Raw genomic sequence first — 22,538 nt, 5'->3', positions numbered from 1 at the left:
CCATATCTCCGCAAACGAATGAATTCGGTTTTACTTATGACGTTTACGCAAGACCCTCCCCCTGTTGCGCCAGCCGGCCGGCCCACCCGCGATGCGTCGGAACAGCTGCTCAACCGCATCATGGATGCCGCCCGCGCCGAGTTCCTGGCCAAGGGCGGCATTCAAGGGGCCAGCATGGAAGGCATCGCTGCAGCTGCCGGCTGCTCCAAGCTGACCCTGTACCGCCGCTTCGGCAGCAAGGAAGAATTGTTCATGGCGCTCGTGAAAGCGCGTGCGCCCGACTACGCCAGCCAATTCCACCTCGACCTCCACCAGCCGCCCGCGCAGGTGCTATATGAGCTGGGCTTGATCATTGCAGCGTTCTTTTTCAAGCCAGAGCATTTAAAATTCATCCGCCTGGTGGTGGCCGAGATGCCGCGCGTGCCCGGATTAGCCGAACTGATCCAGGCCGAAGGCGACCGTTTCCGCGAGCCCGTCAGGAAATGCCTGGAAGCGCTAAAATCGTCGGGTCAGGGAACATTTGACGATTCCACGCTGGCCGCCATCCAGTTCATTAATTTGTGCGTGCTGGGCCACTTCTACCTGCTGGCGGGCTACAGCTCGGAGCAGGTATCGCCCGAGCGCCAGGAGGTTTTGGTCCGGTCCGCCGTGACGCTGTTTGTGTCCACCCATTTCCGAGCTTGAAAAGAAACGCCATGAACACATTGTTTGATACCGCTCCCGATTTCAGCCAGCCCATCGCCGTGCTGAAACATTGCCACGACCGCATCCGCAAGCAGCTGCAGACGCTGCAAAACCTGCTGAGCCATCTGCCCAAGCACGGCGCCGACGACGACGCGCAAAAGGCCGCGCAAGCGGTGCTGAAATACTTCGACAAGGCGGCCCATCTGCACCACGAAGATGAGGAAAATAATCTGATCCCGATGCTGCACGCCACCGCGCGCGACGCCGATGCCGCGCTGCTGGCCGAGCTGGTGCCGGGCATTCTGGCGGGTCACCAGCAAATGGATAGAGACTGGTCTATAATCAAATCGCAACTTGAGCAAATAGCCAACGGCAGCAGTTCTGCCCTGTCCGCCAGCGATGTCGCGCGCTTCTGCGACACCTACGCGGCGCACATGGTGGTGGAAGAAGGCAATATCGCGCCGATGGCCAAGCGCCTGTTCAGCGCCGAGCAAATGGCGCAACTGGGCAGCGCCATGCAGGTACGCCGCGGCATCACGCCCGACCTGCCCGTGAGCCAGGTGCCCGAACAACAGGCGCAGCCGGTCAACAACACTGTGGCCGACGGCGTGGTACTCGCAGACCTGCGGCTCGACTATGGCCGCGCCAGTCTGACCGAACACGATGTGCTGGACGATCCGATCGCCCAGTTTGGCAAGTGGTTTGAGGAAGCCATGCATGCGAAGGTCAATGAACCGAACGCGATGAGCGTGGCCACGGTGGACGCGGACGGCAAGCCGAGTTCGCGCATCGTGCTCATCAAGCAATACGATCACCGGGGCTTCACCTGGTACACCAATTACGAGAGCCAGAAAGGCCAGCAGCTGCGCGCCAACCCGCACGCGGCCTTGCTGTTCTTCTGGAGTGAACTTGAACGGCAAGTCCGCATCGAAGGGAAGGTGGTGCAAACCGCCGCCGAGGAAAGCGACAAGTATTTTTACAGCCGGCCGGTGAAGAGCCAGATCGCAGCGATTGCGTCACAGCAGAGCGCGCCGATCGCCGGCCGGGAACAGATGGAAGCCAATTACGATGCGGCCGCAGCAGTGAGCGGCGAGCATCCGGTGCGGCCGGCGCACTGGGGCGGTTATCGCCTCGATCCGGTGCGCATCGAGTTCTGGCAGGGACGCCGTTCGCGCTTCCATGACCGGATCGTGTACGTGAAACAGGCTGATGGCAGCTGGGTGAAGGAGCGCCTGCAACCGTAAGCGTTGCGCCTCCCATCCGGAATCGGACCATCGCTTGCGGTGGTCTTTTTTTATTCTGAACTGCGGGAGGTTATCTTGTTCGTACAGAATCAGCTCAGCAACTGGGTTTCCGGTATCCGCCAGCAATTGACGATACCGTTGCGTATCGAATTGTGGAACGGCCAGCAGGTCGATTTTTCCAGCGAGGCGCCGCGCGTCACCATTCGCTTGCCCAATGTGTCGGCCGCGCGCTACCTGCTGACGCCGTCGCTGTCCAATCTCGGCACCGCGTATGTGGAAGGCGCCATCGAGGTCAAGGGCAAGGCCAAGGACATGATCGCCGTGGTCAATGCGCTGGCGCGCAGCACGCTCAAAGCCGAGGGCAAGTTCTCGCGGCTGGTCCGCACCATCAGCCACAGCAAGCAGAAGGACGCCGAGGCCATCCAGTACCACTACGATGTGTCCAACGAGTTCTACCAGCAGTTCCTCGATCCGAATATGGTCTACTCGTGCGCCTACTTTGAAAACGGCGACGAAGACCTGGCCACGGCGCAGATCAAAAAGATCGACCACATTCTGCGCAAGATCGATTTGCGGCCTGGCCAGACCCTGCTGGATATCGGCTGCGGCTGGGGCGCGCTGGTGATGCGCGCGGCCCGGCAGTTCAATGCGCGCTGCGTCGGCATCACGCTGTCGGAAAACCAGTTTGCGCTGGCCACGGAGCGCGTGCGCGCGGCCGGACTGGACCATCTGGTGGAAATCCGGCTGCAGGATTACCGCGATGTGCAGGGCCAGTTCGACCGCATCACCAGCGTCGGCATGTTCGAGCATGTGGGCACCCGGCATCTGCCGGAATACTTCGGCATCATCCACCGCCTGCTGGCGCCCGAGGGCGTGGTGATGAACCACGGCATTACCACCACGGATACCGACAACGGTGAAACACCGTATGGCGGTGGCGAGTTCATCGAAAAATATGTGTTCCCCCACGGCGAACTGGCGCACATCGGCAATGTGCTCAAGGCCATGCAGCAAGGCGCGCTGGAGGTATTCGATGTGGAAAACCTGCGCAAGCACTACGCGCGCACGTGCTCGATCTGGACCGACAACTTTGAGGCGCAGGCCGAACGCGTACGCACGCTGGCGGGCGACAAGCGCTACCGCATCTGGCATGTGTACCTGGCCGGTTGCAGCTATGGTTTCGAGCAGGACTGGATCAGTCTGTACCAGATCGTCGCGCGCAAGGCGGGCCAGCGTACGGCCGGGCTGCCGTGGTCACGCCAGCATATGTACCCGCTACGAACGCAGCCGGTTTGAGTAGGTCTTCCTGAATTTTTCCACCTTGGGCGCCACCACAAACGCACAGTAGCCCTGCAAGGGATGCTGGCGGAAATAGTCCTGGTGGTAGTCCTCGGCCTTGTAGAAAGTCTGGAACGGCGACAGTTCGGTGACGATGGGCGCATCCCAGACATGCGCCATTTCGGCAATCACCTGGCGCGCCATGGCTTCCTGCTGGGGCGACTGGTAATAGATCGCCGAACGGTACTGGGTGCCGACGTCATTGCCCTGGCGGTTCAGCGTGGTGGGATCGTGGATGGTGAAGAAGATTTCCAGCAGGTCGCGGTAACTGATGACGGCCGGATCGAATTGCAGTTTCACCACTTCCGCATGGCCGGTGTCCCCGGCGCACACCTGCTCGTAGCTCGGGTGTTCGGTCTGGCCGCCCGTGTAGCCGGACTCGACCGATGAGACGCCTTTGACCTCCAGGTACACCGCCTCGGTGCACCAGAAGCAGCCGCCGCCCAGTATCGCCGTTTCCGTATTGCCAGCCATGACTCCCCCTTGCGTAGAAGACTCACCCATAATGCCCACTGTAACGCAATCCAGGGCGATCTGGTAGGACGTTACAAATCTTTGGCATAATGGCTTACCATGAATACCAACTCACCCCGCGCCGAGGAGCGCAGCTTCGATACCGCCCACTTCCGCCAGGCCCTGGGCCAGTTTGCGACCGGCGTGACCATCATCACGACACGGCTGGCGGACGGCACTTTTCGCGGTTTGACGGCCAGCTCCTTCAATTCGGTCTCGCTCGACCCGCCGCTGGTATTGTGGAGCCTGTCCAACGGCGCCAACAGCATGCCGATTTTCACCGGCAACTCGCATTACGTCATCAATGTGCTCAATGCCGAGCAAGCCCATCTGGCCAAGCGCTTTGCCACGCGCGGCATCGACCCGTGGGAAGGCGTGGAATACGAGCTGTCGCGCACCGGCCAGCCCATCCTGAAAGGGGCGTCGGCGTGGTTTGAATGCCATAACCGTAGCCGCTATCCTGAGGGCGACCATGTGATTTTCGTGGGCGAAGTGGAATTCTGTGAATTTTCACCGTGCCCGCCGCTGATCTTCCATAGCGGCCAGTTCGGCAGCCTCGGGTAAAAAACGGAAATTGGTGTCGCCATTTGAAAAGCCGGCACCCGGGCGTCGGCATAGAATGCTGGCAGCATTCATCACCATAATGAGAGACTATCTATGAGCCAAGCCCGCGCCCAATTCCACTGGGATGACCCTCTGCTGCTGGACCAGCAACTGACCGAAGAAGAGCGCATGGTGCGTGACGCCGCTGCCGCTTACTGCCAGGACAAGCTGCAACCGCGTATTCTTGAAGCCTTCCGCCATGAGCAGATGGATACCTCCATCTTCCGCGAAATGGGCGAAGTGGGCCTGCTGGGTCCGACCATTCCTGAGCAGTACGGTGGTCCTGGCATGAACTATGTGGCCTATGGCCTGATCGCGCGTGAAGTGGAGCGTGTCGATTCCGGCTACCGCTCGATGATGAGCGTGCAGTCCTCGCTGGTGATGGTGCCTATCTATGAATTCGGCACCGAAGCGCAGAAACAGAAATACCTGCCGAAACTGGCGACCGGCGAGTGGATCGGCTGCTTCGGCCTGACCGAACCGAACCACGGCTCCGACCCGGGCTCGATGATTACCCGCGCCAAGAAAGTCCCAGGCGGCTACGCGCTGACCGGCGCCAAAATGTGGATCACCAATTCGCCGGTGGCGGATGTGTTCGTGGTCTGGGCCAAGGACGATGAAGGCGCGATCCGCGGCTTCGTGCTGGAACAAGGCATGGCTGGCCTGAGTGCCCCGGCGATCCACGGCAAGTTCGGCCTGCGCGCTTCGATCACCGGCGAAATCGTCATGGACAATGTGTTCTGCCCTGAAGAAAACGCCTTCCCGGATGTGCGCGGCCTCAAAGGCCCGTTCACCTGCCTGAACTCGGCCCGCTACGGTATCGCCTGGGGCGCGCTGGGCGCAGCGGAATCGTGCTGGCACACCGCGCGTCAATACGTGATGGACCGTACCCAGTTTGGCCGTCCGCTGGCCGCCAACCAGCTGATCCAGAAGAAGCTGGCCGACATGCAGACCGAAATCACGCTGGGCCTGCAGGGCTGTTTGCAGCTGGGCCGCATGAAGGATGCGGGCACGGCAGCAGTGGAAATTACCTCGATGATGAAGCGTAACTCGTGCGGCAAGTCGCTGGACGTGGCACGCGTGGCGCGCGATATGCTGGGCGGGAATGGTATTTCGGATGAGTTCGGCATCATCCGCCACATGGTGAATCTGGAAGTGGTGAATACCTACGAAGGTACGCACGATATCCATGCGCTGATCCTGGGCCGCGCCCAGACTGGCATCCAGGCGTTCCAGTAAGCGTCCACCGCACGGCGGACGTCAAAACCGTCAGCACTGAGCGCGCTCAGGCTGACGGTTTTTTACTTTTTTACCAGCCCTTGAAGGCGTAGCCGATGCTGACGTTGACCGCCAGCGGGTCCAGACGCACTTCCTGGACCTGGCCGGTCGAGTAGTGCGCAGTCGTCTTCAGCTTGGTCTTGATGACCGACGCATCCACGAACCACTTGTCATTGATCTTCACCGTGCCGCCGATCTGGAAGCTGGCGGCGACCTTGTCGTCCAGCTTGAAGGTCGCGCCCGGGCCGCCGGTGTTCAGTACGGCGGTCAGCTGGCCCGAACCACGTTCCTTCTGGAACATGGCGTAGGTAATGCCCAGGCCCACGTAAGGACGGAACACCGAATTGGCCGGCAGGAAGCGGTACTGGATGAACGCGGTGGGCGGCAGCACTTCCGCCGTGGCCAGCTTGCCCGTGCCCTGAATCGCGCCGGCGCCGGACAGTTCGTGCTTGTACGGCAGGCCCAGATCCAGCTCGGCCGAGATATTGTCGGTGATCATGTAGCCGATCGCGAAGCGCGGCTTGGTGTCCGAGCCGACGTCGGTCTTGGTGCCTGGCAGCGCCGGCGCCGACACATCGCCGGAATCGACTTTTGGCGTGATCTTGTTGATCCCCAGCGTCCCCAGCCAAGTACCTTTTTCCTGTTGTGCCGATGCCGCCGAAGCGACCGTCAGGGCGGCGGCCAGCGCCAGCAGTTTTACTGTGTTCTTCATCTCGTCTCCAGAATGTATGTGTTAGTCCGGCCGCCGCGCGCCTCGGCGCGCAGCGGCCTGCGACGACTGAATTACAGCCAGCCCTTGGTCACCATGGCCTTGGCCACATAGCGGGCCAGCAGCAGGTTGTTGTATGGCGTTGGATGCACGTCGTCCGCGAACGCCCAGTGGCTGATGTCACCCGACTTCAGATTGGCGGCGGTACACACCAGCGAGCTGCCCAGCGGGTTTTTCGCCGGGCTCAGGTCGCAGGCGGTTTCGGTCACGTTGGTCAGGCCGTAGGGCGCTGGGTTGGTGGCCTGGTCGTGGCTGACGGTAAACACGTCCACCAGCAGCGCTTTGGCTTCGCCAGCCAGGCCGTTGGACAGCGCCGTGTTATACGCGGTCACCATGGCGTTGATCAGTGCCTGGGTGCCGGCATCCTTGCCGCGGCCGGCAGGCGTGGTGGCGATGTCCGGCAGGTTGTTGACCACCACATAGTTGGCGCCGTTGGCGATCAGCTGGTTTTTCACGAGTGCCACCGTTTCCACACCGGCCTGGCCCATGGCGGCAACCAGCTCCGGACCGTGGGCGGCAGCGTAGTCAGCGCCCGCTTTGGTGGCCGCAGTGGTGGCGTCGGCGGTGGCCTTGGCGATCATCGCGGTGGACGCGGCCACCACACCCGTGTTACCTGGTTGTACCGCCGCAGCACCGACGGCCGCGTTGACGATATCGCTCTGGGCGGCGCCGCTTGCGGTTGCGGTCTGCACCGCAGCAGTAATGGCAGCAGCAGCGGTTTGCGGATTGGTTGCCCCCGAAGCCAGTTGCGGGATCAGGCTGGCAAAGAAGGCCGGTCCTATGGCGGCCTTGCCGGCGGCGGTGGCGGCGGTGCTCAGCGCGCCCAGCTGGAACAGCGCATCGTTACCACCGGCCATCACCAGCACCACTTCGTCGCCCTTGAACTTGCCGCCGACTGCTTTCAGATGGTTGGCGATCTGGGTCACCACCGGATAGGTCAGTGCACCCAGCGCAACGCCGGTCAGTTTGTTGTTCGGGCCGACCGGGTTGGTCACGCGCGAGCCGCCCATGGCATAGCCGTAGCAGCCGGCGTGCGCGGTGGCCGGCACCGAGAATCCTTTGCTGGCATCGCCATCCAGACCGGTGACGGCAGCGCAAGGTGCAGGCAGGCCCAGTTGGGCAGCCAGCAGCTCGGTCCAGTTCTTGCCGGTCAGTGCAGGATTGATGGCCGTATTGTCGCCGTTGATGGTCAATTTGCCGCCCTTCAGCGCGGCAACAGTGCCCACCGCATAGGTGCCGACGTCAGACAGACTGTCGCCGAACGTTACCTGGGCGCTGTATTTGACTTTAACTGATTGATCGCCTGGAGCGGGATCGGTGCCGCCACAGCCCGCAAGGACGGCCAGAGCCATTGCAGCAAGTGCAAGTTTTGTATGACGCATGTTGTCTCCTAAGTATATTTTTTGGTCTTAATGCGAACGGCCGTGCTATTCACATCCAATTAATATGCCAGTGTTGACAACGCTTGTATAGAGTAGCGCCACTAAAAACAGGGGGTTGTGAGCAAAAAAGAACGCCTGCTCGGCATTTTTCTGCTTTCCCCCTGCCAAATCACCGTGATGGTGCAGCGTCAAAGAAGTTGCGGGTTTCGCGCAAGCAGAACGGCGCCACCAACCCTGCATGGTAAGCGTCCCTTACTGCCTGGTCGGCGGCGGTCGTGCTGCCGGTCTGGTTCTGCACCACGCTGCGCAGCAACGACTTGGCGGCGGCAAACTCCATACGGGTGGTGCGGTATGGTCCGAGCAGCGCGTTGTCGTCCACATTCAGCACCGTGAGGTTAAGGCTGGCCACCTTCTGCGCCCGGAAGTAGGCCTCGGTGTAGGTGGTATTAGCGTAAGGCACCAGCGGGTCGGCATCGCCCCCGCACAGGAACATCGGTACGTTCGGCGTGTAGGTTCGCAGATCGTTCTTGACCAGCCATTTGCGCAGCGGCTGGGTTGGTGCGCAGCTCAGCGGCGTGGTGCTGCTGGCGTTGCATGGATTGGCCTTGAGGTCGGCCAGATAGGCGTCGCGGTAGCTGGTCTTGACCAGGTGATCCGGACCGAAGGCGCTGGCATAGCCGCTGGTCTGCGGCAGCGAGGCCGTGTCGAACAGCACGTCGTTGGGCAGCTTGCCGGCTTGCACCAGGTCGCCCAGGCTTTGCGTGCCCGGCAGCAGCGTGTCGATGCCGGTGGCGTATTTGGGTTCATAGATGTCGCTGGTGCTGGTGTACAGCGCCGCACCGGCGCGCTGGCCCGCATTGATGAGCATGGGCAGGAAACCGGCCGAACCCACCGACGGCGCACCGCCAAAGATGGTGTCGCCGAACAGGGACAAGGCATACGAGCCGGACAGCGGCGCCGCCGCCGTCACCGCAAACTCCGACGCCAGCTGGGTCTGCATGGTGCGCTGGGTGGCCATGGCAACAAAGCCGCCCTGCGAGTAGCCGCTCACCATCAGGCGCGACGACGCGCTGGTGTTGATGCTGCCAAACACGCTGCGCGCGGCGCGCAGCGCATCGATCATGTCGGCCGATTGCTGCGCGGCGTCCAGGTAAGGATGGTAGCCAGCGGTGGAGCCCGCATAACCCACGTAATTCGGCGCCACCACGATGTAGCCCTGTGCCGCAAACAGGGCGGCAATCAGCAGCGGCTCGGTCGCCGCCAGGTTGCTCATATCCGTACTCTTCTGGACCGAGGTGCCGTGGGCGTACAGCATCACGGGACGCGCGCCCTGGCACACCGGATTCGCACCCGACGGCACAAAGATCGCCGTCGCCGCCTGGGTATCGGCGCCGGCGGAATCGATGGTGTGGTATTTGAGGGTGTAGGTGGTGATGCCGCAGTTAGGGTTGCCGGTGACCGCCGTGCCAAAGCCCAGGCCCAAGCTGGTACCGTTGTCGATATAGGTTTTCAGCGTCGCGGCATCTACGGTATTGGCCGACACGCCGGCACTGGCGGTGAACGGCACCACGGTGGCACTGCCGATCACCTGGCCGCGCAGCGACGTCGGCGGCGCAACCACCACGCTGCCGGTGCCAGGCTGAGCGCCGGAACCACCGCCACCGCCGCCGCAGGAGGCCAACAACATCGCCAGAGGAATCAAAGCCAAACGAGAGTTGCGCATATCGTATCCTTGCAAGAAGGCCGGGCGAATTTTTCGGCCGGCAACCATTTCATCTTAGCAGGAAAGCAACCCGCGAACGACACCGCCCACAGCAACAATATGCGCCTATTTTTGCAGCATGGCATCGATGATGCCGGCGGACCCAAACACGGAGCGGCGCAGGCGGTCATTCACCCCCATCCAGTCGCCATCCTGCGGTGGCGTTTCGACCAGGATCAGGTCCGAGCCCGTCTGGTCCATGTCGCGCAGTGCAGCGTACAGGCCGTAGGCATAGCCCACCGGTTCGGCAGGGAGTTTGCGTTGTGCCGACACCAGCGCCGGTAAGGCGTGGCTGATCACCGCGACCTTGATGCCCTTGGCTTGCAAATTGCCCAGCGCGGTACGCAGCGCATCTGCCGCCAGCATGGTGACGGGCGTACGCGGCGCGTAGTGCGACTCCAGCGTACCGGAGGCACGCGGCGCGGCCTGATCGGGCGCCGCTGGCAACATGCCGATCACATCGGCAATCTGCTGCGCCGTGATATGGCCGGGACGCAGCAGCACCGGGCCGTGCGTGGCCAGGCGCGACATGTCGACAATGGTGGATTCGATGCCGACCTGGCTCGGGCCGCCTTCCAGCACCACGCTGAGCATGGATGCCGAGCAGGCGTCATCGCCGTTGAGCGCGCCGTCGTCATGCGCGTCGAGCCCGAACTCGTCACGCACGTGCTGGGCGGTGGTCGGGCTGACGTTGCCAAACTTGTTGGCCGATGGCGCCGCCACACCGCCCTTGCCGCCTTTGAAGGCGCTCAGCAGTGCGATGGCGACCGGGTGCGACGGGCAGCGAATGCCAACCGAATCCTGGCCGGCGGAAACCGCATCCGGAATCTGCGGGTGGCGTTTGAGAATCAGCGTCAGCGGGCCAGGCCAGAAAGCCTGCACCAGCTTGCGCGCTTCTTCCGGCACATCGGTGACCCAGTAATCCAGATCGGCGCCGGGCGCGACGTGCACGATCACCGGGTGGTCGTGCGGACGGCCCTTGGCTTCGTAGATGCGGGCCACGGCGGCCGGGTTTTCCGCATCCGCGCCGAGGCCGTAGACGGTCTCGGTCGGGAAAGCGACCAGACCGCCCTCTTCCAGCACGGCGGCCGCGTCAGCGATGGCGGCCTGATCGGCGACGGTGGCGGATGGCTGCTTCACGCTGCAATCCCCAGCACGGCACACGCGGCGTTGAGCTGCTGCTGCGCTTGTTCCAGGGTCGGCGCGATAAACGTCAGGTGGCCCATCTTGCGAGCGCGACGCGGATCATCCTTGCCGTACAGGTGCAGATTGGCGCCTGGCAGCGCGAGGATTTCATGCCACGCCGGTTCGCGCGCATCGTCACGATCGCCCTCGAACCAGACGTCGCCCAGAATGTTCAGCATGACGGCCGCCGAATGCTGGCGCACATCGCCCAGCGGCAGGCGCGCCATGGCGCGCACTTGCTGCTCGAACTGGCTGGTGACGCAGGCGTCGATGGTGTAGTGGCCGCTGTTATGCGGACGCGGCGCCATCTCGTTGACCACCAGCGAACCGTCGGTCAGTACGAAGAATTCAATGCACAGCACGCCGACATAACCCAGCTCGGCCACGATGGCTTGCGCCGCCTTCTGCGCCTTGAGAGCGCTCTCTTCCGAGACATTCGGGCCGGGCACGGTGGTGGTGAACAGGATGCCGTCACGATGGACGTTTTCCGCGATCGGGTAGACCACGGATTCGCCATCATGGCCGCGCGCGGTCAGCACCGAGACTTCATACGCCAGCGGCAGCATCTTCTCCAGCAGGCAGGTGACCTTGCCCATGGATTCAAACGCCGCTTGCACATCTGCACGCGATTTGACACGGACCTGGCCTTTGCCGTCGTAACCCATGCGCACCGTTTTCAGGATGCCGGGCAGCAGATCGTCGCTGATGGCGTCGATATCTTCCTGCGCAGCGATCACCTTGTGCGGCGCCGGCAGTACGCCCGACTTGGGCGCGCAGCTGACGAAGAAACGTTTCTCGGCCACGCGGTCCTGCGCAACCGACACGCCATGGCCATCCGGCGCCACAAACACGGTTTGCGCCAGACGCGACAGGCTGTCGGCCGGGACATTTTCAAACTCGGTGGTCACGGCAGCGCATTGCGCGGCCAGTGCGTCGAGGCCGGCAGCGTCGCTGTAGTCGGCATTGACCAGACGCTGCGCGACCTGGCCGGCCGGGCAGTCTTGCGACGGCTCCAGCACGGCAACCTGATACCCCATGGCTTGTGCAGCCTGGGCAAACATGCGGCCCAGCTGGCCGCCGCCCATCACGCCCAGCCAGGCTGGCGGATTAGCAGCGGGCAGGATGGGCTTTAACTTCGATTCACTCATTACGCATTACTCGTCATTCCAGGGGCAGTTTCATGGCCTTGGCGGCCTCGGTTTGCGCAACGCGGAAAGCTTCCAGCTTGTCAGCCAGGGCGGCGTCGGTCGATGCGATCATCGCCACCGCCGTCAGCGCCGCATTGGCAGCGCCCGCTTCGCCGATGGCAAAGGTGGACACTGGCACGCCTTTCGGCATCTGCAGGATCGACAGCATGGAGTCTTCGCCGCGCAGGTATTTGGACGGCACAGGCACGCCCAGCACCGGCACGATGGTCATGGCTGCCACCATGCCCGGCAGGTGCGCGGCACCGCCGGCGCCGGCAATGATGGCGCGCAGGCCGCGCGCACGGGCGCTCTTGGCATAGGCATACATCTCGTCCGGCATGCGGTGGGCCGAGATCACTTGCGCTTCAAACGGCACGCCGAACTGCTTGAGGATGCTGACCGCGTTTTGCATCACGTCCCAGTCCGAGGACGAGCCCATGATGACGCCGACCAATGGCTTGTTCTGATCGCTCATGGTTCAGACCTTCAGCTTTTCGCCGGTCAGGCGTTCGATGGCTTCGAAGTACTTGGCCTGGGTTTTTTCGATGACGTCCGCAGGCAGTGCTGGCGCTGGTGCGGTCTTGCCCCAGTCGGTCAGGGTTTCCAGGTAGTCGCGCACGAACTGCTTGTCGAACGACGGCGGCGAGATGCCAACGGCGTAGGAGTCGGCAGGCCAGAAGCGCGACGAGTCGGCGGTCAGCACTTCATCCATCAGGTGCATGACACCGTTGTCGTCCAGGCCGAATTCAAACTTGGTATCGGCAATGATGATGCCGCGCGAAGCAGCGTATTCCGACGCTTCGGTGTACAGCTTGATGGCGACATCGCGCATTTTGGCAGCCAGTTCGGCGCCGATACGGCTTTCCATGTCGGCAAAGCTGATGTTCTCGTCATGCTCGCCCAGGTCGGCCTTGGCGGCTGGCGTGAAGATCGGCTGTGGCAGTTTTTCCGCTTGCTGCAGGCCTTCTGGCAGCTGGATGCCGCAGATCGAGCCGGTAGCCTGGTAGTCTTTCCAGCCCGAGCCGATGATGTAGCCACGCACCACGGCTTCCACCATGATCGGTTTCAGACGCTTGGCCACGACAGCGCGGCCTTTGACCTGATCCACTTCGTCCGCTGCCACCACGGACTCCGGCGCCACGCCGGTCAGGTGGTTAGGCACGATGTGGCCCAGCTTCTCGAACCAGAAGTCGGTCATCTGGTTCAGTACCTTGCCCTTGCCGGGAATCGGTTCATTCATGACAACATCAAAAGCCGACAGGCGGTCGGAGGTGACAATGAGGATTTTGTCATCGCCGACAGCGTAGTTGTCGCGGACTTTGCCGTGGCCGAGGAGTGGCAGGGACTTGATGGAAGACTGGTAGAGGCTGTTCATAGCAGGGGAATGTAATGAAAAAGCGAAAACCGGCGATGGAGGAAGCCTCGATCACCGGTCGAAAGAGTCGGATTGGTCCAGAAGAACCAATCCGTTCCAAAACAGAATTTTACTTCACAATCTGGGACAACTCGCCAGCTTTGTAGCGTTCCGCCATTTTTTCCAGCGGAATTTGCTTGATTTTCGACGCCTGGCCTTCGCAGCCGAACGCCTGGAAGCGCGCGCGTACCACTTGCTCGGCAGCCAGACGGGCTGGCTTCAGGAAGTCGCGCGGGTCGAATTTCGACGGGTTCTGGAACATATACTGACGCACGGCGGCGGTCATGGCCAGACGGATGTCGGTGTCGATATTGATCTTGCGAACGCCGTGACGGATGCCTTCCTGGATTTCTTCGACTGGCACGCCATAGGTTTCTTTCATGTCACCGCCGAATTCGCGGATGATGGCCAGCAGTTCCTGCGGCACCGACGACGAACCGTGCATCACCAGGTGGGTGTTCGGGATGCGCGCGTGGATTTCCTTGATGCGGTCGATTGCCAGGATGTCGCCGGTCGGCTTGCGGGTGAACTTGTAGGCGCCGTGCGAGGTGCCGATAGCGATGGCCAGCGCGTCGCACTGGGTTTTCTGCACGAAGTCGGCAGCCTGGGCAACGTCGGTCAGCAGCTGTTCGCGGGTCATGGTGCCGTCGGCGCCGTGGCCGTCTTCCTTGTCGCCCTTCATGGTTTCCAGCGAACCGAGCACGCCCAGTTCCGCTTCCACGGTGACGCCGATCGCGTGCGAGAATTTCACCACTTCGCGCGATACTTCGACGTTGTATTCGTAGGAAGCCACCGATTTGCCGTCGGCTTCCAGCGAACCGTCCATCATCACCGAGCTGAAGCCCGAGCGGATTGCCGCCATGCAGACTGCTGGCGACTGGCCGTGGTCCTGGTGCATGACGACCGGGATGTGCGGGTAAGCTTCGATGGCGGCGTCGATCAGGTGGCGCAGGAACGCTTCGCCAGCGTACTTGCGGGCGCCAGCGGACGCTTGCATGATGACCGGCGCATTCAGCGCATCGGCGGCAGCCATGATGGCCTGCACTTGTTCCAGATTGTTGACGTTGAAAGCAGGAATGCCATAGCCGTTTTCAGCGGCGTGGTCCAGCAGTTGACGCATGGATACGAGGGACATGGTAATACTCCAAACAATAAAAAAACCTGGTTGCCGGGAGCACAGCCACGCCCTCCTCAGGGCGCGACGCTCGACCGGTCTTACTTAACTAAACTCGCCGACGCGGACGATCTTGAGGGCGTTGGTACCGCCCACCTGGCCCATCGGGGAACCCCAGGTGACGACGATCATGTCGCCCTTCTTGACCACACCATGCTCTACCAGCAGCTCTTCCGCCTTCTTCAGCACCACGGCGCTACCGCCTTCCTGCTGCAGATTGTAGGCCTTGACGTTGCGGTACAGCGCCACTTTACGCAGAGTAGTGGTTGACGGCGTCAGCGCATAAATCGGTGTATCGATGTTGTGGCGGCTCATCCAGAGTGCGGTCGAACCGGACTCGGTCAACGCCACAATCGCCTTTACCGCCAGGTGGTGCGCGGTGAACAGCGCGCCGTAGGCGATGGACTGGTCGATACGGGTGAAGGTCGCGTTCAGGAAGTCGGCGTCGAGCTTGTTGTACTCGGACTGCTCGGCTTCCACGCAGATCGCGGCCATCATTTCTACAGTTTCAATCGGGTAGCGGCCCGAGGCGGTTTCAGCCGACGTCATCACGGCATCGGTACCGTCCAGCACGGCATTGGCCACGTCCGAGACTTCCGCGCGGGTCGGCACCGCATTGAAGATCATCGACTCCATCATTTGGGTCGCGGTGATCGCCAGCTTGTTCGACTCGCGCGCCATGCGGATCATGCGCTTTTGCAGCGCCGGTACTGCAGCGTTACCTACTTCCACCGCCAGGTCGCCACGCGCGACCATGATGCCGTCCGAGGCGTCGAGGATCTCCTGCAGCACAGGGATCGCTTCGGCACGCTCGATCTTGGCAATCATCAGCGGCTTGTGGCCGAATGGCTCGCCGGCGATATTGGCCAGCTGGCGCGCCATTTCCATATCGGTTGCGCTTTTCGGGAACGAGATCGCCAGGTAATCAGCCTGGAAACTCATTGCCGTCTTGATGTCTTCCATGTCCTTGGCGGTCAGCGCCGGTGCGGTCAGGCCGCCACCCAGACGGTTGATGCCCTTGTTATTGGACAGTTCGCCGCCGATCTTGACGACGGTGTAAATCTCGCTGCCCACCACTTTTTCCACCACCAGCACGATCAGACCATCGTTCAGCAGCAACTGGTCGTCCGGGCGCACGTCTTGCGGCAGTGCCTTGTAGTCCAGGCCCACGCGGTCCTGGGTGCCCAGTTCGCCGTTTTCGCCCCACTTGGCGTCCAGGATGAACTTGTCGCCCTTGGCCAGTTCGATCTTACCACTCTCAAATTTGCCAACGCGGATTTTCGGGCCCTGCATGTCCGCCATGATCGCCACTTCGCGGCCGCACTCGGCAGCTGCCTCGCGCACCAGACGCGCGCGGTCGATATGATCCTGCGCTTTGCCGTGCGAGAAGTTCAGGCGCACGACATCCACACCCCCACGTATCATTTTGACCAGTACGTTGAAGTCGGTAGAAGCTGGGCCGATCGTGGCGACAATTTTGGTGCTACGAGACATAGTATTCCTTAGCGGTAGGTCATGCGAACAGTCTCCGCGGGTAGCGAAGACCAGGAAAGCTGCACTTTATTACAGAGAAGACATCAAATCTGTAGATTTGCTACAAATTTGATGCCCTTCTCAGGCATTACCTGGATTCTACTGTTAATTTGCTACAAAGCACGACCGTGCTATTCACTACCCCTTATTTTGCTGCGCGCTGGGTCAGGATCTCGACGGCTGGCAGGGTTTTGCCTTCCAGGAATTCCAGGAAAGCGCCGCCGCCGGTGGAGATGTAGCCTACCTGATCGGTAATGTCGTACTTGGCGATTGCCGCCAGGGTGTCGCCACCGCCAGCGATCGAGAACGCTTTCGACTGGGCGATTGCCAGCGCCAGCGTTTTGGTGCCTTCGCCGAACTGGTCGAATTCGAACACGCCGACCGGGCCGTTCCATACGATGGTGCCGGCGGCGCCGATCTGCTCAGCCAGCTGGGCGGCGGTTTTAGGACCGATGTCCAGGATCATGTCGTCATCGGCCACGTCTTTCACGTCCTTGATGGTGGCCACGGCGGTCGGCGAGAATTCCTTGGCGCACACCACATCGACCGGAATCGGCACTTGCGCGCCGCGCTTGGCCATGATGTCGATGATGGCTTTGGCTTCGTCAACCAGATCATTTTCCACCAGCGACTTGCCGATGTTCAGGCCCACGGCCTTCATGAAGGTGTTGGCAATGCCGCCACCAACGATCAGGTTGTCCACCTTGTCAGCCAGCGCTTTCAGGATCGACAATTTGGAGGAAACTTTCGAACCGGCGACGATGGCCAGCAGCGGACGGGCTGGGGCGCCCAGCGCCTTGCCCAGCGCGTCCAGCTCGGCGGCCAGCAGCGGGCCAGCAGCGGCCACTGGGGCAAACTTGGCGATACCGTGGGTCGAGGCTTCGGCGCGGTGTGCGGTACCGAAGGCGTCATTGATGTAGATGTCGCACAGTTTGGCCATTTTCTGTGCCAGTTCGTCGGCGTTCTTCTTTTCGCCTTTGTTGACGCGGACATTTTCCAGTAATACCACTTGGCCCGATTGCAGGTCTTCCAGACCGGCGCCATCGACCCAGTTCTGCTTCAGTTCAACCGTTTGGCCCAGCAGCTCGGACAGGCGTTGGGCGACGGGCGCCAGGCTGTCTTCCGGCTTGAATTCGCCTTCAGTCGGACGGCCCAGGTGGGACGTGACCATGACCTTGGCGCCAGCGGCCACCGCTGCCTTAATGGCAGGCACCGAAGCGCGGATGCGCGTATCTTCGGTGATATTGCCGGCATCATCCTGCGGAACGTTCAGGTCGGCGCGGATGAAAACGCGCTTGCCTTGCAGGGCATTTTGATCGATGAGGTCTTGCAGACGGATGAAGTTCAGAACAGCGGACATGGCTACCCAAGGTCGAGTTGTTGGAAGAGCGCTATTTTACCGCAAGCCGAAGGTGATTTTTCTGTTATTAAGTTACAGGAAACAGACGTAATACTGTAAAGAAAGCCATGCCAAAGACGATAGTTTCCAGCATATTGCGACGCAGCAAATAATAAATCGTGGCAACAATACCAGAGACGAGTTTGAGGTTGCCCGCATCCAGCACGGCATGGCCGTCGGCTGCCAGGATCAGATCAGGCGCCACGATGGCGGCCAGGGCGCAGGCCGGCGCGAAACGCAGCATTTCCTGCACGCGTTTGGGAATCGTGATGTGATGGCCGATCAGCCAGAAAGAGCTGCGGGTGCAGGCCGTGGCCAGCGCCAGCACAAAAATCACCAGCCAGATTTCCCAGTCAGCCACGTTTGCTTCTCCATTTGTCAGCGGTTTCTTCAATGACCATGGCGGTCAGCATGCCGACCAGGACGGCAACCAGCAGCCCCAGCTTGTACGGCAGGTCATGTGCCAGCACCGAGACGGCGCCCGCCACCAGCACGCCACACAGCGCGGGGCGGCCCACCATCAGCGGGATCATCACGCAAATGATCGCCAGCGTGCCGGCAAAACTCAGGCCCCACTCGGCCGGCACGGTACTGCCAAGGAAGATGCCGGCAATTGAGCCAACCTGCCACGAAATCCAGTTTGGATATAGCAGGCCTTTCAAATACGACAACTTGCCGACCTGTGGCGCTTCGGACGGGTATTTTTGCAGGAACAGCGCGACCGTCATGTCGCCGGCGACGTAGCCCAGCATCAGGCGCTGCCGCCATGGCAGGTGGGAAAAGTGCGGCGCCAGCAGCGCCGAGAAAATCACAAAACGTAAGTTGACGACCAAAGCGGTCAGGAAGATGACCCAAACGGGAGCATTGGAGGCAATCAGGGGCAAGGCGGCCAGCTGGGCGGAACCGGCAAACACCATCAGCGTCATGCCCAGCGCCTGCGGGATCGCCAGCCCGGACTTGACCATCGCAATCCCCACCACCAGGCCCCAGGCGCCAATGCCAAACAGTGACGGCATGCCGGTTTTCACGCCTTCGCGCCAGGAGGGTTCGTGAGGTGCCGAGACGCAGGCCAGGGTGGCAGTGCTGCTTGATTCAGTCATGGATCGCTTGTGGCATTCCTGCCACACGGGCGGCAGGGGCAGGGTTGTAGAGGCGCTATTTTACCGACGATTTTTGCTCAGTGCGCGAATCCGTTAAAATCGTGGTTTTCTCTCAGCCATCCGGAGCCACAAGAAATGACCAATCCACACACCGCCGCTGTTGAACTCGATGGCAAAGACCTGCCGGCGCACTGCCCCAACCCAGCCATGCCGCTGTGGTCGTCGCACCCGCGCGTGTTCCTGGAATTCATCCACGGCGAAGCCAAGTGCCCATACTGCGGCACCGCTTACCGCCTGAAGCCAGGCACGGTTGTCGGCCACCACTAACCCCAACCAGCGCCCACCATGCCAGCCAAGAAAGAGCACAACGGTAGCGCCGCTGAAACCGAAGCGGCTTTCTACGACGCCCTGAACCGCGCTGACCTGGAAGCGCTGATGGCCCTGTGGGCCGATGACGATGAGATCGTCTGCGTGCATCCGGGCGGCCAACGCCTGATCGGCCACGCGGCGATCCGCGCCTCCTGGGCCGCCATCCTTGAACACGGCGGCCTGCACATCCTGCCGTCGCAGCTGCACGAAACCCATACCCTGATGAGCTCGGTCCACACCGTGGTGGAAGGCTCGACTGCCGGAACCAGCGATCCGGCGCATCTGCTGGCGACCAATGTGTACGCGAAAACGCCAAAAGGCTGGCGCATCGTGCTGCACCATGTGTCCGTTGCGCCGGGGGCGGCGCCGGTCGATACGCGCGCACAAATCCTGCATTAGTTGTCGCCGTGAAGTACACCGCACCGTTCTGGCTGCCTAGCGGCCACCTGCAAACCATTTATCCGGCCATTGCGATCCGCAAGCCGCCGGTGGCGTTCCGGCGCGAACGCTGGGATACGCCCGACGGTGACTTCATCGATGTGGATTTTGTCGACGGCCAGCCAGGCCAGCCATTCGTGGTGCTGTTCCATGGCCTGGAAGGCTCGTCGGACAGCCATTACGCGCGCGCGCTGATGGCGGACATCCAGGCACGCGGCTGGTCCGGCGCCGTGCCGCATTTCCGCGGCTGCTCGGGCGAAGCCAACCGCGCGCCACGTTTCTACCATTCCGGCGACGCCGCAGAAATCAACTGGATCATCCGCCGCCTGCACCAACGCCGCGCGGGAGACAGCGGCAAGTTCTACGCCACCGGCGTCTCGCTGGGCGGCAACGCGCTGCTGCGCTGGCTCGGTGAATCCCAGCACCAGGCCGATTTTGTGGATGCGGCATGCGCTGTCTCGGCGCCACTGGATCTGGCGCAAGGCGGCGCCTCGCTGTCGAGCGGTTTCAACATGCTGTACACGCGCATGTTCCTGCAAACCCTGAAACCAAAGTGCGTAGCCAAACTACAACAGTTTCCCGGCCTGTTCGATGTGGATGCCTTGCACGCGGCACGCGACCTGTATGCATTTGACAACGTGGTCACCGCGCCGTTGCACGGTTACCGCGACACGGACGATTATTGGCACCGCGCCAGCGCCAAACACGTGCTCGACGATATTACCGTTCCTACGCTGGTGCTGAACGCAAAGAATGATCCTTTCCTGCCCGGCCGTCACCTGCCGCAGCGTGCGTCATCGCGCGTGGTATTGGACTATCCTGAACACGGCGGCCATGTCGGCTTTGCCGTCGGTGGACTGCCGGGCCGCATCAACTGGCTGCCGACCAAGCTGCTTCACTTCCTCGAACAACATGGATGACATCGTCAAACAGGCGTTGGCCAAGTGGCCCAACGTGCCCCACTGCTATGGCTGGCTGGCGCTCGACGCGCGCGGCAACTGGCGCATGCGCGATGAGCGCGCCCAGCACTTCAATCTGCCTGGCGACAAGCTGAGCAACGCCGCGCTGGTCGGCTTCATCACGCGCAACTATGCGGTCGATGAGCGCGGCTGCTGGTATTTCCAGAACGGGCCGCAGCGCGTGTACGTACAGCTGGAAGCAACGCCGTACATCGTCCGCACCGATCCGGCTGCGGGCTGGATGCTGCACACCGGCGCCGCGCTGGACGCCATTGATGCCGCGTTCCTCACCGACACCGGCGCGCTGATCCTGCGCAGCGGCGCGGTAGTCGCGCAACTCGATGACCGCGACTTCGCGCAAGTGCTGCCGCAGTTGCACATGAACGGCGCCGCAGTGGCGGATGAAGTGCTGCTGGACTGGATGGAAGGCCGCAGCGCAGGCGAGCTGACGCTGCAAAGCGTGCCGGTAGAGCGCATCGCCGCCGATGGGCTGGCGGCGCGCTTCGGTTTCGTCAGCGAGCCATCAGCCTCGGCGATGTGAGGTCGTTATCGTTCTGCTTGCGCAGACGATCAAACGGATTGGTGGACTGGTTGAACATATTGTTATAGCGGTCAAACGGGCTGGCGTCCTTGTCCGGCCCTGACTTGAATTCGGCCTTAAAGGCTGGACGCGTTTCCGCCATATCCTTCTTGCCCTTGTCGCCCATCTCTTCGCGGCGACGCGCTTGCCACTCGCGTTCACGCGCATCGATCAGCGACTGATCGTAGAACGACGCATCGGGCGCCTTGCGCGCCAAGTTCAGCTGGTCCAGCGCCGACAGCACACCGCCCTGCAACGCGTAGGACTCCGCCAGCGCGATGTGCTGCAAGGCCAGCTTGCCCTGCTTGGCATACACCTGCGCCAGCAGATCGTAGGCTTCAATGTCTTCACGATACAGCTGCGCCTGGTCACGCAGGTAGACAGCGGCTTCCTCCAGCTGACCTGCCGCCAGCATCGCCTCGCCGTACTGGTGTGCGATACCGCGCGACAGCGGGAATTTCAGATGCGCCGCCTCGGCTTCCTTGACGGCCTTGGCCAACACTTCCTTGTTGTCCGGCTGCGCCAGCTTGATCTCGATCGAGGTGGCGGCAAAGATAGTCTCCGCCCGGCCACGCGGTGCGGAAGACAGGCCGATCTTGGGTGCCGGCGCATTCACGGTCGCGTAGGCTTGGTCCAGCCAGCTCTGCGCGGCGGCCGTGTCGCCCTGCTTCATGCTCAGGAAGGCCAGACCATATTGGCCGGCCGCCTTCTGCTGCCAGCTCTCCTGCAGAATCTGCGACTGGAAGAACATCCTGGCCTCGTTATAGCCACTGGCACTCTGGTCTTGCAGCACGCGGGCGCGCGAGCGCACCAGATAAAAGTCCAGGCTGTCGACCCGCTGCTTGTACGGCTGCTCGCGGATGCGCGCCTGGATGTCGGCGATACGTTCGGAAGTCAGCGGGTGGGTCAGCAACCACGAAGGCACCAGGTCGCTATAGGCCTTGGTCGCATTCTGCATCTGCTGGAAGAAGGCCACCATGCCCGAGGTATCAAACCCCGCTTCGCCCATGATCTGGAACCCGATGCGGTCTGCCTCGCGCTCCGCATCGCGGCCAAAATTGAGTTGTCGCTGAATCGCAATCCCCTGGCCGCCGAGGAACACGCCCATCGCCGCATCGCCGCCCTGGCGCGAAGCCAGCGCCGCCAGAATCATGGCCGCCAGTGGGATCAGCGCATCCTGCTTCTGCTGGCCGATAGACCGGGCGATGTGCCGCTGCACCACGTGGCCGATCTCGTGGCCCAGCACCGAAGCCAGTTCGGACTCGTTCTGCGCCGCCAGCAGCAGCGCCGAGTGCACCGCGATAAAGCCACCCGGCAGCGCAAACGCATTCAGCTGCGGGTCACGCACCACAAAGAAAAAGTAATCGTACTTGGCCTCGCCGCGCGCCCCGGGACGGGCGTCCACCAGCGTATTGCCGAAGTTGTTCATGTATTCGAGGATGGGGCCATCATCAAGATAATCGCGGTCGCGGCGGATATCGCGCATAATCTCCTCACCCAGCTTGCGTTCCATGAGTGGGGAAAGATCCTGGTTTTCGGTACCGCCCAGCGAAGGCAGATTCGGAATCTTGGCCGGCGCGAGCGCGGTCTGCGCCATGGCCATCGGCATGGCGACCAGCAGGGCGGC

Annotated in this window: 23 protein-coding genes; 9 read left to right on the top strand and 14 right to left on the bottom strand. The window is 61.9% G+C overall.

Annotation, left to right across the window (positions count from 1 at the left end):
• The first annotated feature begins 36 nt into the window (after nucleotides 1-36).
• The 3 genes from BUA36_RS15255 (at nucleotide 37) to BUA36_RS15245 (ending at nucleotide 3,224) form a co-directional block, all read left to right on the top strand.
• Nucleotides 37-684, top strand: a complete 648-nt coding sequence (locus BUA36_RS15255) for a TetR/AcrR family transcriptional regulator (protein WP_072785980.1) — start codon at nucleotides 37-39, stop codon at nucleotides 682-684.
• Between the two features lie 11 nt (nucleotides 685-695).
• A complete protein-coding gene (gene pdxH / locus BUA36_RS15250; RefSeq protein WP_072785978.1) occupies nucleotides 696-1,928 on the top strand; it encodes a pyridoxamine 5'-phosphate oxidase in 1,233 nt (410 codons plus the stop codon).
• 75 nt (nucleotides 1,929-2,003) lie between these two features.
• A complete protein-coding gene (locus BUA36_RS15245; protein WP_072785976.1) occupies nucleotides 2,004-3,224 on the top strand; it encodes a class I SAM-dependent methyltransferase in 1,221 nt (406 codons plus the stop codon).
• Here the strand turns inward: BUA36_RS15245 and msrA are convergent.
• On the bottom strand, nucleotides 3,204-3,740 hold the full coding sequence (gene msrA / locus BUA36_RS15240; RefSeq protein ID WP_072785974.1) for a peptide-methionine (S)-S-oxide reductase MsrA: 537 nt from the start codon (nucleotides 3,738-3,740) through the stop codon (nucleotides 3,204-3,206). The two genes, BUA36_RS15245 and msrA, sit on opposite strands and share 21 nt — an antisense overlap.
• 99 nt (nucleotides 3,741-3,839) lie before the next feature.
• On the opposite strand from msrA, the gene BUA36_RS15235 reads away from it, so the two are divergent.
• Nucleotides 3,840-4,343, top strand: coding sequence for a flavin reductase family protein (locus BUA36_RS15235; RefSeq protein ID WP_072785972.1), 504 nt, complete (start codon nucleotides 3,840-3,842; stop codon nucleotides 4,341-4,343).
• A gap of 93 nt (nucleotides 4,344-4,436) precedes the next feature.
• A complete protein-coding gene (locus tag BUA36_RS15230; RefSeq protein WP_072785969.1) occupies nucleotides 4,437-5,621 on the top strand; it encodes an acyl-CoA dehydrogenase in 1,185 nt (394 codons plus the stop codon).
• 70 nt (nucleotides 5,622-5,691) lie between these two features.
• Here BUA36_RS15230 and BUA36_RS15225 read toward each other — a convergent pair whose 3' ends face one another.
• The 12 genes from BUA36_RS15225 to BUA36_RS15170 all read right to left on the bottom strand — a co-directional run bounded on the left by BUA36_RS15225 (nucleotide 5,692) and on the right by BUA36_RS15170 (nucleotide 18,565).
• On the bottom strand, nucleotides 5,692-6,372 hold the full coding sequence (locus tag BUA36_RS15225) for an OmpW/AlkL family protein (RefSeq protein WP_072785967.1): 681 nt from the start codon (nucleotides 6,370-6,372) through the stop codon (nucleotides 5,692-5,694).
• Nucleotides 6,373-6,443: 71 nt separating this feature from the next.
• A complete protein-coding gene (locus BUA36_RS15220; protein ID WP_072785965.1) occupies nucleotides 6,444-7,811 on the bottom strand; it encodes an SGNH/GDSL hydrolase family protein in 1,368 nt (455 codons plus the stop codon).
• 169 nt (nucleotides 7,812-7,980) lie between these two features.
• Complete coding sequence (locus BUA36_RS15215; protein WP_072785962.1) at nucleotides 7,981-9,534, bottom strand: alpha/beta hydrolase family protein; 1,554 nt, start codon at nucleotides 9,532-9,534, stop codon at nucleotides 7,981-7,983.
• A 105-nt stretch (nucleotides 9,535-9,639) separates the two neighbouring features.
• Nucleotides 9,640-10,713 (bottom strand): L-threonylcarbamoyladenylate synthase, encoded by a 1,074-nt coding sequence (locus BUA36_RS15210; protein ID WP_072785960.1) that lies wholly within the window; start codon nucleotides 10,711-10,713, stop codon nucleotides 9,640-9,642.
• Nucleotides 10,710-11,906: a 5-(carboxyamino)imidazole ribonucleotide synthase gene (locus BUA36_RS15205; RefSeq protein WP_072785958.1), complete on the bottom strand. Its 1,197-nt coding sequence runs from the start codon at nucleotides 11,904-11,906 to the stop codon at nucleotides 10,710-10,712. The genes BUA36_RS15210 and BUA36_RS15205 overlap by 4 nt, the downstream gene beginning before the upstream one ends.
• A gap of 13 nt (nucleotides 11,907-11,919) precedes the next feature.
• A complete protein-coding gene (purE, locus tag BUA36_RS15200; RefSeq protein ID WP_072785956.1) occupies nucleotides 11,920-12,420 on the bottom strand; it encodes a 5-(carboxyamino)imidazole ribonucleotide mutase in 501 nt (166 codons plus the stop codon).
• Nucleotides 12,421-12,423: 3 nt separating this feature from the next.
• Nucleotides 12,424-13,320, bottom strand: a complete 897-nt coding sequence (locus BUA36_RS15195; RefSeq protein ID WP_072785953.1) for a phosphoribosylaminoimidazolesuccinocarboxamide synthase — start codon at nucleotides 13,318-13,320, stop codon at nucleotides 12,424-12,426.
• Nucleotides 13,321-13,429: 109 nt separating this feature from the next.
• A complete protein-coding gene (gene fba / locus BUA36_RS15190; protein ID WP_072785951.1) occupies nucleotides 13,430-14,494 on the bottom strand; it encodes a class II fructose-bisphosphate aldolase in 1,065 nt (354 codons plus the stop codon).
• A gap of 84 nt (nucleotides 14,495-14,578) precedes the next feature.
• A complete protein-coding gene (gene pyk / locus BUA36_RS15185) occupies nucleotides 14,579-16,027 on the bottom strand; it encodes a pyruvate kinase (RefSeq protein WP_072785948.1) in 1,449 nt (482 codons plus the stop codon).
• A gap of 184 nt (nucleotides 16,028-16,211) precedes the next feature.
• A complete protein-coding gene (locus BUA36_RS15180; protein ID WP_072785946.1) occupies nucleotides 16,212-17,426 on the bottom strand; it encodes a phosphoglycerate kinase in 1,215 nt (404 codons plus the stop codon).
• Between the two features lie 67 nt (nucleotides 17,427-17,493).
• Complete coding sequence (locus BUA36_RS15175; protein WP_072785944.1) at nucleotides 17,494-17,826, bottom strand: AzlD domain-containing protein; 333 nt, start codon at nucleotides 17,824-17,826, stop codon at nucleotides 17,494-17,496.
• Nucleotides 17,819-18,565, bottom strand: coding sequence for an AzlC family ABC transporter permease (locus BUA36_RS15170; RefSeq protein WP_072785942.1), 747 nt, complete (start codon nucleotides 18,563-18,565; stop codon nucleotides 17,819-17,821). The genes BUA36_RS15175 and BUA36_RS15170 overlap by 8 nt, the downstream gene beginning before the upstream one ends.
• A gap of 135 nt (nucleotides 18,566-18,700) precedes the next feature.
• Here BUA36_RS15170 and BUA36_RS15165 point away from each other — a divergent pair, with 135 nt between their 5' ends.
• Genes BUA36_RS15165 through BUA36_RS15150 form a run of 4 tightly spaced genes read left to right on the top strand, consistent with a single transcriptional unit; the run spans nucleotide 18,701 to nucleotide 20,872 of the window.
• Nucleotides 18,701-18,892 (top strand): zinc-finger domain-containing protein, encoded by a 192-nt coding sequence (locus tag BUA36_RS15165; RefSeq protein ID WP_072785940.1) that lies wholly within the window; start codon nucleotides 18,701-18,703, stop codon nucleotides 18,890-18,892.
• Between the two features lie 18 nt (nucleotides 18,893-18,910).
• Nucleotides 18,911-19,333 carry a YybH family protein gene (locus BUA36_RS15160; RefSeq protein WP_072785939.1) on the top strand — a complete coding sequence of 141 codons (423 nt, stop codon included), beginning with the start codon at nucleotides 18,911-18,913 and terminating at the stop codon, nucleotides 19,331-19,333.
• 8 nt (nucleotides 19,334-19,341) lie between these two features.
• The gene (locus BUA36_RS15155; RefSeq protein WP_072785938.1) at nucleotides 19,342-20,292 is read left to right on the top strand and encodes a YheT family hydrolase; all 951 of its coding nucleotides are present in this window, start codon (nucleotides 19,342-19,344) and stop codon (nucleotides 20,290-20,292) included.
• Nucleotides 20,285-20,872, top strand: coding sequence for a DUF2946 family protein (locus BUA36_RS15150; protein ID WP_072785937.1), 588 nt, complete (start codon nucleotides 20,285-20,287; stop codon nucleotides 20,870-20,872). The genes BUA36_RS15155 and BUA36_RS15150 overlap by 8 nt, the downstream gene beginning before the upstream one ends.
• Here BUA36_RS15150 and BUA36_RS15145 read toward each other — a convergent pair.
• Nucleotides 20,844-22,520 (bottom strand): beta-barrel assembly-enhancing protease, encoded by a 1,677-nt coding sequence (locus tag BUA36_RS15145; RefSeq protein ID WP_503826097.1) that lies wholly within the window; start codon nucleotides 22,518-22,520, stop codon nucleotides 20,844-20,846. The genes BUA36_RS15150 and BUA36_RS15145 overlap by 29 nt on opposite strands.
• Nucleotides 22,521-22,538: the final 18 nt, after the last annotated feature.

The sequence above is a fragment of the Duganella sacchari genome (assembly GCF_900143065.1).
GTDB lineage: Bacteria > Pseudomonadota > Gammaproteobacteria > Burkholderiales > Burkholderiaceae_D > Rugamonas > Rugamonas sacchari.
The sequence above is the reverse complement of the archived record's forward strand: the minus strand, read 5'-3'. Positions and strand labels throughout refer to the sequence as shown.